Annotated in this window: 8 protein-coding genes and 1 pseudogene; 6 read left to right on the top strand and 3 right to left on the bottom strand. The window is 51.5% G+C overall.

Annotated features, from left to right (window positions below; genetic code table 11):
- Positions 1 to 35: 35 nt before the first annotated feature.
- Both FFS60_RS10720 and glnK read right to left on the bottom strand, forming a co-directional pair.
- Complete coding sequence (locus FFS60_RS10720; RefSeq protein WP_028626867.1) at positions 36 to 1,355, bottom strand: ammonium transporter; 1,320 nt, start codon at positions 1,353 to 1,355, stop codon at positions 36 to 38.
- A 34-nt stretch (positions 1,356 to 1,389) separates the two neighbouring features.
- Positions 1,390 to 1,728 (bottom strand): P-II family nitrogen regulator, encoded by a 339-nt coding sequence (gene glnK / locus FFS60_RS10725; RefSeq protein WP_003457590.1) that lies wholly within the window; start codon positions 1,726 to 1,728, stop codon positions 1,390 to 1,392.
- Positions 1,729 to 2,142: 414 nt separating this feature from the next.
- Between glnK and FFS60_RS10730 the strand changes: the two genes are divergently transcribed.
- The 5 genes and pseudogenes from FFS60_RS10730 (at position 2,143) to FFS60_RS10750 (ending at position 10,023) form a co-directional block, all read left to right on the top strand.
- Entirely contained in the window at positions 2,143 to 2,406 is a 264-nt protein-coding gene (locus FFS60_RS10730) for an accessory factor UbiK family protein (RefSeq protein ID WP_028626868.1), read from the top strand.
- Positions 2,407 to 2,444: 38 nt separating this feature from the next.
- Positions 2,445 to 3,356 (top strand): annotated as a pseudogene (locus FFS60_RS10735) (YifB family Mg chelatase-like AAA ATPase); the annotation flags it as partial.
- 465 nt (positions 3,357 to 3,821) lie between these two features.
- Positions 3,822 to 6,086 (top strand): hypothetical protein, encoded by a 2,265-nt coding sequence (locus FFS60_RS10740; protein WP_137821961.1) that lies wholly within the window; start codon positions 3,822 to 3,824, stop codon positions 6,084 to 6,086.
- Complete coding sequence (locus tag FFS60_RS10745; RefSeq protein WP_137821962.1) at positions 6,083 to 8,158, top strand: hypothetical protein; 2,076 nt, start codon at positions 6,083 to 6,085, stop codon at positions 8,156 to 8,158. Before FFS60_RS10740 ends, FFS60_RS10745 begins: the two co-directional genes overlap by 4 nt.
- A 482-nt stretch (positions 8,159 to 8,640) precedes the next feature.
- Positions 8,641 to 10,023 carry a tyrosine-type recombinase/integrase gene (locus tag FFS60_RS10750; protein ID WP_137821963.1) on the top strand — a complete coding sequence of 461 codons (1,383 nt, stop codon included), beginning with the start codon at positions 8,641 to 8,643 and terminating at the stop codon, positions 10,021 to 10,023.
- 126 nt (positions 10,024 to 10,149) lie between these two features.
- On the opposite strand, the gene FFS60_RS10755 is transcribed toward FFS60_RS10750, so the two are convergent.
- Positions 10,150 to 11,160 carry a hypothetical protein gene (locus FFS60_RS10755; protein ID WP_137821964.1) on the bottom strand — a complete coding sequence of 337 codons (1,011 nt, stop codon included), beginning with the start codon at positions 11,158 to 11,160 and terminating at the stop codon, positions 10,150 to 10,152.
- A 183-nt stretch (positions 11,161 to 11,343) separates the two neighbouring features.
- Between FFS60_RS10755 and FFS60_RS10760 the strand changes: the two genes are divergently transcribed.
- Positions 11,344 to 12,309, top strand: coding sequence for a hypothetical protein (locus FFS60_RS10760; protein WP_137821965.1), 966 nt, complete (start codon positions 11,344 to 11,346; stop codon positions 12,307 to 12,309).
- The last annotated feature ends 217 nt before the right edge of the window (positions 12,310 to 12,526 follow it).

A 12,526-nucleotide genomic window follows, 5' to 3' on the forward strand; every position in this document is an offset into this window, starting at 1 on the left:
CCGTCGGCAGCTGCCGAACAGGGAAATCATCTGCATCAGAGGTTGTAGCCGCGCTCGTTGTGCTGAGCCAGGTCGAGGCCGACAGTCTCTTCCTCTTCGTTGACGCGCAGGCCCATGACCACGTCCAGCACCTTCAGGATCACGAAGGTCACGATGCCGGTGTAGACCACGGTGAAGGCCACACCTTCGAACTGGATGAAGAGCTGGGCGCCGATGTCTTCAACGGTACCGAAGCCACCCAGAGCAGGGGCTGCGAACACGCCGGTCAGCAGCGCGCCGACGATACCGCCGATACCGTGCACACCGAAGGCGTCCAGGGAGTCGTCGTAGCCCAGCTTGCGCTTCAGGCTGGTGGCGCAGAAGTAGCAGACCACGCCGGCCACCAGGCCGATGATCAGGGCGCCCATCGGGCCGACGGTGCCGGCAGCCGGGGTGATGGCAACCAGGCCGGCGACCACACCGGAAGCGATACCCAGAGCGCTCGGCTTACCGTGGGTCAGCCATTCGGCGAACATCCAGCCCAGGGCGGCGGCGGCGGTGGCGATCTGGGTAACCAGCATGGCCATGCCGGCAGTGCCGTTGGCGGCTACTGCGGAACCGGCGTTGAAGCCGAACCAGCCCACCCAGAGCATGGCGGCGCCGACCAGGGTGTAACCCAGGTTGTGCGGAGCCATCGGAGTGGTCGGATAGCCCTTGCGCTTGCCCAGCACCAGGCAGCACACCAGACCAGCAATACCGGCGTTGATGTGCACCACGGTGCCACCGGCGAAGTCCAGCACGCCCCAGTCCCACATCAGGCCGCCATTGCCGCTCCACACCATGTGGGCGATCGGGGCATAGACCAGAGTGAACCAGACGGCCATGAAGATCAGCATGGCGGAGAACTTCATGCGCTCGGCAAAAGCACCCACGATCAGGGCCGGGGTGATGATGGCGAAGGTCATCTGGAAGGTGATGAACACGCTCTCAGGAATCGCGTACACCAGGCTGCTGGTGTTCAGGCCGCTGAGGAAGGCCTTGGACAGGCCGCCCACGAAGGAGTTGAAGTTGATCACTCCCTGTTCCATGCCGGTGGTGTCGAAGGCCAGGCTGTAGCCGTAGACCACCCAGAGGATGCTGATCAGGCCGGTGACGGCGAAGCACTGCATCATCACCGACAGAACGTTCTTGGAACGCACCATGCCGCCGTAGAACAGCGCCAGGCCGGGGATGGTCATGAACAGCACCAGTGCAGTAGCGACGATCATCCACGCCGTGTCACCACTGTTAAGCACGACCTCGTCGGCGGCCATGGCCAGGCCGGGGGTAACGAGGGACAAAAGGGCTCCTAGCCCTGCGGCTTTACGCAGAGTCATGTTGTTTTCTCCTGGGGCGTTGGGGTTCGGAGGCTTAGATCGCGTCTGTGCCGGTTTCGCCGGTACGGATACGGATGGCCTGTTCCAGATTGACGACGAAAATCTTGCCGTCACCGATCTTGCCGGTATTGGCTGCCTTGGTGATGGCCTCGATCACGCGATCCAGTTGATCGTCGGCAATGGCCACGTCGATCTTCACCTTCGGCAGGAAATCGACAACGTACTCGGCGCCACGGTACAGCTCTGTGTGGCCTTTTTGCCGTCCGAAGCCCTTGACCTCGGTGACGGTAATGCCCTGCACACCGATCTCCGACAACGACTCACGCACGTCGTCGAGTTTGAAAGGCTTGATGATGGCGGTGACTAGTTTCATGAAACTCTCTCCCGTGTTTGGTTGACTTGCCCCAGGAAAAACGCGAACCCGGCTCAAGTCTAAGCGCAGTGTCTGGCTTTTGTAATGCATCGGCCCGCCCTGCCTCGGCACGCCGACATCAACCAACCGCTTCTGGCGAAACACTCCCCCGCCTCGCCCGGTGCACCGGAACTGCATCGGTGCATGCGTCGCCCACCTCCAAGCAGATTTCTTGCCAGCTCCGAACAAAGTGCCTTTTTTCAAGCAGATACTGGCCGAATGCCGGTTCGGAGAGACCGGAACCGCACCCTGATCGCACCAAAGCAGTGCGCAACGCCCCAGCACCCTGCTCAAAAAGTGTGCGCCGCCCATCGCCAGTCCGGCCCCCGGGAGCACCGTGGTAGACTGCCGCCCATTCACCTACGGAAACCCACCATGCTGCCGCCCAAAGCCCTGCTCGATACCCTCGCCGCCACTGCCTCGCGCTTGTTCAGCAGCGACAGCCCGCTGCCCCGCGCCGAGGTCGAGACCCAGTTCAAGGCTTTGCTGCAGAGCGCCTTCGGCAAGCTTGACCTGGTCAGTCGCGACGAGTTCGACAGCCAGATGGTGGTCCTCGCCCGCACTCGCGCACGCCTGGAAGCCCTGGAAGCCAAGGTCGCGGAACTGGAAGCCAAGTTGAACCCGCCGCCGGCGGAGTGATCCCGCTCCGGCCCGGCGGACCGATCAAGGAGTGATCAATGTCCCTGGCCATCGTCCACAGCCGCGCGCAGGTCGGCGTCGAAGCCCCTGCCGTGACCGTCGAAGCCCACCTTGCCAATGGCCTGCCGTCCCTGGCCCTGGTGGGCCTTCCGGAAGCGGCCGTAAAGGAAAGCAAGGACCGTGTGCGCAGCGCGATCCTGAACAGCGGGTTCGACTTCCCGCCCCGCCGCATCACCCTCAACCTCGCCCCGGCTGACCTACCGAAGGATGGCGGCCGGTTCGACCTGGCTATTGCACTCGGCGTGCTCGCCGCCAGCGGCCAACTACCGGCCAATGCCCTGGAAGAGGTCGAGTGCCTGGGAGAACTGGCGCTCTCCGGGGCTCTGCGCCCAGTTCAGGGTGTACTGCCCGCCGCGCTGGCCGCTCGTGCCGCCGGGCGGACCCTGGTGGTACCCAAGGAGAACGCGGAGGAAGCCAGCCTCGCCAGCGGCCTCAAGGTGCTGGCCGCCGCGCACCTGCTGGAACTTACCGCACACTTCGCCGGCCATACCCCGCTCGCCCCCTATCAGCCCAGGGGCTTGCTGGAGGAACGACCGCCCTACCCTGACCTCGCCGACGTCCAGGGCCAGGCAGCCGCCAAACGCGCCCTGCTGGTGGCCGCAGCCGGAAGCCATAACCTGCTCTTCTGTGGGCCTCCCGGCACCGGCAAGACCCTGCTTGCCAGCCGCCTGCCCGGCCTGTTGCCGCCCCTGGGAGAGCAGGAGGCACTGGAAGTGGCCGCCATCCATTCGGTCGCCAGTCACGCGCCTCTGCAGTCCTGGCCCCAGCGACCCTTTCGACAACCGCATCACAGCGCGTCGGGCGCCGCGCTGGTCGGTGGCGGCAGTCGACCCAAACCGGGGGAAATAACCCTGGCGCATCAGGGGGTGCTGTTCCTTGACGAGCTACCCCTTTCGCGTTGCGCAACTTTCTATCAAGAATTAAAAAAATCAGGAAATACAGAGAGATGCACGTGAAGTCCAGGTATCTGCAAGAACCCCACCTGTCATCCAAAATCGTGCATTGACCTTGTCAAATATGAAATCTAGGCCACCAATCACGGTTCCTTATTTCTGATGCCACAGCGCTATATAAAATATGCAATAATCGCCATGAAGAATAAGAGGAACTTAGAGCACAATTAATTCCTCAATAATGTTTCGTCATAAATGCACAACCGCAAAGCCGCTTTCGCAATTAAAAATTAATCAATTTTCCACGCAAATCAGGTCTATTCCGCGCATCGCAGGACGTAATTACCACGCCGCCACCTCCTTCACCAGTTCGTCATCTAGTCGGAAGACGTGACGATGCAATTTGACGCTCTACGGCAGCTTGTCTAAAACGCCACGACACATTGCCTTGGTGTAAAGCCGATGAACTCCGAGCCGATATTTCCGAGCAGATCGATAACATATCTCACGTATACATTTTCGGCGATCAGCGAAAGCGCCACATCGGCAATTCGAAATGAATATGAAAATTGCAAAGCCCATAACACACCTCTAGATAGGTTAATTATATTTCTGGAATGCTATCTTCAATTAACTGATCAGAAACTGACCACAATCCACCGAAATGAATTGTTTTCAGCGGACTGCGCTAAAGGTTTCGTTGGTTGTTTATTAAGCGGAACTCTCGTAAAAACCAGCGACTACACAATTTGGGAATACTCAACAACACTAATAAGAATATTTCGGAGACTTGCGCCCAGTAGTAAACAAGAGGAACTATATGACCTACAGACTAAGATCAAGAACACAACAGATGGATTTCACTGCAAAGAGGAACTAATAGAAGCCTTCCACAAGCTTCCATTTAACGAGGAGCGCTATCACCACTGGCTTTCGTGGCCCGTTACAGACAAAAATGGGAAAACCATCAGACTTCCGCTACACCAACTTGAAAGAAAACTAGGCCCAAATTTCACCCAGGAATTTTACCTGAATTCTAGTTCATATTTTTCGGGAAAGCGCTCCCCCACGGTGGCACAAATCAAGTTTTTAGTTGATTTCATATGCAACTACAAAGACATAAAGACCGCAGATTCTTTGAAATGCCCAGAAGTCATGACGACGTTCTGGGAAAAATTGATATTTAATTTCTTTCATACTGGTTACGACTGCGGCAATGGAAATAAAATCAGGACCTTATATACCCACTGGAGAGAACTCAGGCGCTTCTGCGCTAGATATCTAGTAGAGCCAGGGTTAGTTTGCTCTGGACAGTTCGGCATCCCAGATGGACGAGGTGCCCCGAGCGCCTCACGCGGAAAGACGTCTATTGGCACAAACGGGCAAGAATATTTCAGCAAGCTCTTGACCCCCATCCCCCTTGAGATAACTGACAGCAAGTGCATGGAGGAGATTCTTTTACGCCTTGAGCATGATCATAATTCACTTAGGGGTTGGGCGGAAAATGCTGAGGCCACTACCTGGGCAAATTATGAGTTTAGAGCGAATATTTCTAACACGAAAGAGATAACCTTCACAGCCCAACAATCCTTTCTTGATCGAGATATAGCACTTGAGCAAGCCGCATACAACTTTAACACTCATCCGTATAAAAATTTTCTAACCCGAACATACAGATACATTCCCAAACCATTTGTTGACAGTGCAACTGCGCTGGGGCTCCCAACTGCCGGCAGTTTGGTTCCCTATTGTGTTCTATTAATAATGGAACACCCCAAAATCACTCCTGGCTTTCTTAATGAATGCAAAATCTTCAATAAGAAAGGAACAAAGATTGGCTTGCTTAACGACGACAGCATTTTGATTGGATATAAAAGAAGAAAGGGAGCAAGGAGTGCTCAGCAGTCAATAGCTCTAAACGACACATCAAAAAGCCTCATTCAGAAGATTCTAGCAATAACTCAAAAACCAAGAGAGTACTTGAGAGAAATCAACAGTCCTGACGCCAAGTATTTACTGTTAACAACAGGCAAAGGGTTTGGGCGTCCACACAGTATTAAATCTATCGCCTCCGAGACGTGTCATTACACAAGGACTCAGCTAGCCGATAGTTTAGAGATCCACACGAGCCTCTCTAAAGGTGAATGCAAAGAACTGGCATCCCGCACCTCCCTAACCGCGATAAGGGCAAGCGCAGGAGTACTTAAGTTTCTACGGTCTGGTTTACTTTCGGATCTAGCGGAGGAGCTTGGACATGATACCTACCGGCCGAATTTAATTGATAGATATCTCCCACCAGCTATAAGCAGTTACTTTCGTGAGCGCTGGATTAGATTGTTTCATGAAGGAATCATCTGTGAAGCTTTGAGGGACAGCCCTTATTTATTGGAAGCCACATCATTCGAGACCATGGAGCAACTTGACGCCTTCATGCGAAACCACTCCATTAGGCACTCACACGAAGAAACAGAAATTATCGACACACAGGAAAGCTTCTTATATGTGGGTATCAATGAGCAAATAATGGACATCCTGTGGGGGCTGCAACTTATCGAAGAAAGTGCGCTTGCACGTTCGGGGCACCAACTGAATCTTTGGCACAGACTTAGCAAAAAAATCATCCAACACGTGGAAGTAAACTCTGACTACTATCCGCAAATCTACGACGCTTTACGCGAGTCCAAGAATAAACCTAGAGAATCGCTTATATCGAGGATCCCCCTGTGAAAGGCGAAGAGTTACATCCAGACCTTCACTTCTTGATGGGAAGCATCAACTGTGGCATGAACTACTCCACTGGAAATCCTTGGTTGTTATCGGAACATTCCGACGATTATTGGGCGTTTGACTTCTGCGCTCCAGGACGTCGGTTCTCAGTGGACTTCGACATTGAGTTGGCGAATGGCCGACTACTCATTGAGGAGCGCACCACCCTAAATATTCTTAAAAACTGGATTTCACTTCAAGGGCACTCTACAAATTATAATAAACTTATCCCTTCACCAATCACAGCTTACAATAATACAAAGTCAGCCCTACAAATCATTGACGCACTGCTTTTAGGTCCAGCCGGTTCAGATATTATTGAGTTCGGAATTGAAAACATTCGTGAAAGCTCTGCAATCGCGTGCGTAATGCGATTACATGAAGCCTCAAACAAGGCAAGCGTAATTTATGACATTGACAATAGAGCCTCTTCATTTCTAAGAGAAAAAATTGCTGGCATTACCCCGCAGCACCTTGCAAAACTAACCAGAAAGATGCCCAGCATATTAGAAATCGACCAGAAGCTACCACGCCGACTTTTCCTGTCCGATGTTGAGTTAATTAAAGCCAGGACCTGGCTTTTCCTTAACCACCTATACAGGGTCAATGAAGACTATTCTCATGCTGTTAAAATAAAGAGCCTGTTAGACCTTATTCTTAACAGAAAAATATTAAACCGACCATATTTCAATTCCATTCCAGAGCTTTGCTTTGGGAAGAGTCCAATGATTGGCACCGAATATCCTTCCATCGGTGTTCGAGATAACGGAGAGCAAAGCTCGTACTCCACCTTCCTCGTGACCAAGCGCATATTTAAGAGCCTATACAAACTTGGCAATCTTGGTTTACCAATTCCCGAACGTGCTCTTAACGCTGTTGCTGAATGGAATCTCTCAGAGGATCTCGACCTGAAAGATCCCGGACGATATGCTTCCCTGGATATTGAAACCGGGCTATCCATTTTCAGGCGCGCCACTGAGTTTATTCTCGAGTATGGGAGCTCAATTTTAGATAGCTTGGTAAAGCTAGCACTCTTCCATCCAAGCGCCTTGGGAAAGAAAGCCGTAGCCCCTAGCTCAGTAGCAGACGCATGTGATTTGAAACTCAGATTACTTGGCGTCCAGCACTGGAGCCTAGCCATCGAGTACGTGAAAGGACAGCGACGGCAAGATGCCGATCGCGTTCGCGAACTTTATTATCGTGAATTCAGGCAAGGACGCGGACTATTTGAGCTCTCCCGCGTCTTATACGGAAGCTTCGAAATTGTTATCGGAACACTTCTAGCACGACGTCAAAAGGAACTGATGAGCCTCCCCTGCAACTGCCTTGATGAACTAGAGAGATATATAATAGTTGAGACCGGAAAGTCAGGTGTAGCCGGCATTAACGAATTACACAAGCGTCCCTGCCCGGATCTCGTCGTAAAAATAGTGCATCTGATTGAAAACTTCCAATCCCGCCTAATCAAAGGCAATGTACTTGCCAGAAAATTACCTTTACTTGCCCCTCCATCTATACATCTTGGCCAGTTTTCCGCAGCTTCTTCGATAAATTATAACTCAGCACTCACCACTGCATGCGATTTCTTTGAGACCCCACTCAACTCTAACGGAGAGAGACCTTATATACGCCAGCATCAACTGCGCCGGCTTTTTGCCATGTTATTTTTTTGGGGAAATTCATTTGGCGGCTTAGATACCCTACGTTGGTTCTTATCCCACTCCGACGTCGAACATTTATATCACTATATAACGGAAACGGTGCCTGGGGAAATTCTAACATCTGCCAAGGCAGCATATGCAACCAGTCAAATCCTAGCCACACCAGATTACTATCCTGAACTACAAGTGCTTCTTCGAAAGCACTTTGGAACTGACCGATTCGAAATACTTGAGCATGACGTACTCGAAGACTACATCGCAGAACTGACTAATTTCGGTAAAGTGAGCATTGAGCCTCATTTCTTCTCAGACGCCCAGGGAAAAACATATAAAATCATCATTAAGGTAATCGAACATGAGAAGGCTCAGTGACGCGTCAATTACCTCGACGCTATCTCTCTTCAATCTACTTTATGGATTGCCGCGCACGGCACCTGACCCTATAGATGTTAGCCTAGTAATATCGAGCCTATCTTCTCAGTCGAAGATGGCGCACTTAAGCATTCCAGATCTCAATATACGACCTTTTTCGCTTAACAGTTTAAAGTCGTACGCCGACAAGCATCTCGTTGGAGGATTCGCTGAGCTAGACAGGCAACGTCTACGTGTCCTTGCAGATGTTCGCCGAGCCACCGCCCCTTCTAGGGGTTCCAGAAGATTTCTTGAAAAAAAAATCGAAGAACTCAGAGGGGCTCGACAGATATTAATTGAAGACCTACTCGTTGTGACAAAAGCTCTTAAAACAAGCCTCGAAAGATCTAGACACTACGCCGCCGCCTCCAAAGATCCGCGTTTAATTAAATTGTGCAAATTGGAAACCGAGGAAATTTTGGCGCTCTTGGAATTCACACGAAATGGCAAATCTTAAACATAAAAAACTTTACCAACTTACCTCTCAAAACTTCCATTTACCTGTGGTTGCCGACCCCACTGCCATTAAGGCGTTACCGGCAGATAATATTCCAGCGATTACTTGGCCAGATGGCCACTGGTGTTTCTACGCAAATGCGTTCATGCTAAACCTCTACAACAATGGACTTTCCAGAAATAACTCTGGCGGAACTTTAAAGAGCTATGCCTGTAACATATCCCACCTACTACGGTACTGTCACTTCAATCAAGTTTTACTAGACAAAATTTCCGACTCTCATTTTACAATTTTTGTAAACGGACTTTCTGCTGAACGTGACTTATTCGGAAACCCCGTCCGCACTGCAAACTGCACGGTCAGCATCGGAAGAACTTGCTTAGAATTTTTGAGCTTCATCGGCACCCTGCAAGACAATCCAGAATATATTTCTCCGGAGGGCAGAATTCGTGCCCATCTGATCAAAGTGGAATATTCAATTGGCAGCGTCCGCCGGATCACTCATTCTTGGCACCATCATTCCTTCCCCCTTCTCGATCCTTTTAAAAAGCGTTTTCCAGTTAGCACCACTTCAATATCAAGCCTCTTGCGTGCCACAAATCTTACTACATCCAAATTCTTAGCTAAACGAGACGCGACCCTAATAAAAGTTCTAATAGCCTTGGGCGCGCGTCGCAATGAAGCCGTCCGACTCAAATGTTCCGATTTTCTTAAAGCAGAGAAAATGAAGAACCCTTATGTAAGAGTTCCCAACTCAAAGCTTCGCGGCCAAGGCCCTACATACAGGACGGTACCGATCTCAAAGGCCGACGCGCTTTTTATTTGCACTTATATAAAGATCTATCGCGCACAGATCATTAATAAAACAATTGGTAAGCTTTATGATCACGGCCTTCTATTCGTGAACGAAAACACCGGACAAGCTCTCAAACCGAATACGGTCACATCGGAAATCCACAGGCTTTCGAAGCTAGCTTCGATTGGGTCAACGATTTCGCCGCATATGTTTCGCCATAGATTTATCACCGACATGTTCATCACGCTTATGCTTGCGCACAAGCAAAATAATGCGGATAAGTTTCGGCAACTCTTAATTGATGTGGAAACGCTAAAACAGCATGTCCAACAGTGGACGGGACATCGAAATCTATCGTCTCTGGATCGTTACATCCACCTTGCTGCGGATGAAATAGCGAATCTCGGATCTTCACTTAGACTAGCAATGGATACACGCTTCATTGTATCACTCAGAGTTTCGCTGCAAAAATTGTGTAACGATTTATCCCAGGGATTAAGCAAGAATGAGGCGATTGAAGAACTGAGACTCTTGATATCAGCGCTCGACGACGAAGGGCCATTGCAAAACTAATCCTTTAACTCTCCCCTTTGACCCCAATTTGGTTTCAGCCAGAGTTCACACTCGGCTTTCCTAAATGCCCCAAAGGTTGGTGGAATTTTTACCACCAATTGCAATCGCATAATTGGCAATATCCTGTCAGTCAACGCTACTCACTTTTGCTGACGGACCGTTGATTAATCCCAGCACTACGGCCTTAGCCGCTGCCTTGACAAAATTCATCGCCATCCCAACAGTCTCGTACTCTGCGCCCCATTTACCTTCATGGACAATTTTACTGCGCATTTTGTATATCGTTCGAGCTGCCTTTTTCATATCCTTGAGCCAGGGGTGGCCTTGCCCCAACTCCGCAGTGATACCGGCAGCGTGTGCCATAATGAGTTTTCGAAACTGCGTACTTATTGAAAAGTGACGGATATTTCGGATGGTGTCCAAGACCAGGTCCGCCATTTCCGCATGGACGGCATCATTCTCAGCGACGTCCGAGTTTTCTATCGCGGTACGGATTGTATGCAGTGCCGCTAATTCGTTCGATGGCCTAGTTTCTTGTTCGCACAAGCTCTCCAAACAAATTACGAATCCCACGAATTTCATCATGGGCGCATGCGTCGCACACGCTACGATATAAGCCTCCACGGCGAGACGCACTCTGGCAGGAAGGGGACCGCGCAGGTCACTCGCACTGCCCAATGCGTCGATAAGTTGGTGCGATGCTAATTGAGGATCCACATTCCCCAACAGCACGCCAGTGTCATACACGTGGCGGTGCTCCGGGATGATGACTGGGCAGGCCAGATTGGCCAATGCATCCACGGGACTCTCGGGAAAGATGACCATGGGCATAGCCGGCTCGATCAGCTGCGCTAGGTGCTGATCAAAGAAGATTGGATACTGGCACTGGACACACAGCGCAACCAGGTAGCGAATCGTGCGGTGGAACGCTTCATTGGCCAGCGCTTCTGCCGCGAACGGCCCCATGCGCAATTGTTCCCAGCCAGAACCGGGACTGATCGTCACTCCTACAGATAGCTTCTTTCCGAGCTCGTTCGCCAATAGCGGCAGATCGATGGGACGAGACAGTCGATGCATCACAAGCGGTATGTAAAGCGTGTAGCGGGGGTCTCCGTAACCATCACTTATTAACTTCATATGCCTTCTCTTACCCTGCGCCTACTAGGAAAATGTCGGCTTTGGTTGAGCGTCCGCTCGATTGTGCCACTCATACGAGCGCTCACACGTGACCACACCGGCTGTTGGCGAGCATGGGGTTCAGTTGGTCGGCGTGGTTCAAATTTACAGACTTGATGGCCGCCGCAGATTAGGGAGTTTGCTTTGAAAGAGCTTGGTAGATTTAAGGAAGCCATGCGGAACGCCGCCGCTGCGGAAATTTTCAGCCATATGGAATCGGACGAGAAGGCCAATGCGCTCGCCCAGAAGATCGGGGCCCTGCCAGACTCGGCACTCGACTGGATGGCGCGTCAAAGCGGTGTCCCCGAGTCTCAGTTTTCGATTCATCGAGCGATGGTTCGTGGCGAAGACAATGCCTTCACCGAAGAGCTGAAGGAAGTGGACGGCCAGCTTCAGACGGGCGACATCATCTTGATGACGGGGACGGCCCCTGGCTCACAGGCTCTGGCCAGCGGCCAAAAGGTATTCTACGAACATGCTCGATCAAGCCATGTTGCTCTTGTGCATGCAGATTTTATTTGCATCGATGCAATGCCCAAGATTGGTACGACCAATCGCATAGTCTCCGAAACCCTCCATAACACAGAACCGAACTGGCGAGTTCTTCGCTGTAAGAAGGTACAGCCAGAGCATCAGGAAATCATTTCACGGGCTTGTGCTTTTTATCTTGCGCAGCCCTACAAGATCCTGCCCTCCAAGGGGTCAATCAAGCGCGCCTCCTACTGCTCAGAGCTGGCCAGGAAGATTTACAGTCATTGCGGCTTCACTAGGATCGGCATTCCTAGGAACTTCTTCGTTACGCCGGCCGACTTTGACAGGCTTGCCGATGGGCATCCGCAATGGGACGACATCACCGAAAGCGTTCGGCCGTCAATCGAGTTTTGCCGTAAATACCCTGAGCTGGTCAAAGTCGCAGCGAAGCTTGTCATCGATGGCCTGAAACTGAATCGGCAACGATTTGAAGAGCGCACAGCTATGCTCGAGACGATACGGCAAGCCGCCAAGGCAGGCGTGATTTCTCGGGAACGTGCGAGAGAAATGACCCGAGAGATCAGAGAGGCCGAGAACAACATGAACCATACGTTCTGGGATGTGCGGAGGAACGACTGACGCTTTCCGGAGTTTCAATCGCAGATTGCTTTACGAAGCGTGGAGCACCGTACAAGGCGCTCCACTGACCAAGATCGCATCGTTCGGCAGCAAAGGAAGTCATGTGTCGGCGCTGATTGAAAATTGACCCACCCTGCCGATTGAAAAATGACCCAGGGCGGCTTGCCGATTTTCACCTCGGCAATTGTGGATAAGCCTAGCAGTCGACAAACCTGCA

This window comes from Pseudomonas sp. D(2018), from assembly GCF_005502555.1.
Classification (GTDB): domain Bacteria; phylum Pseudomonadota; class Gammaproteobacteria; order Pseudomonadales; family Pseudomonadaceae; genus Metapseudomonas; species Metapseudomonas resinovorans.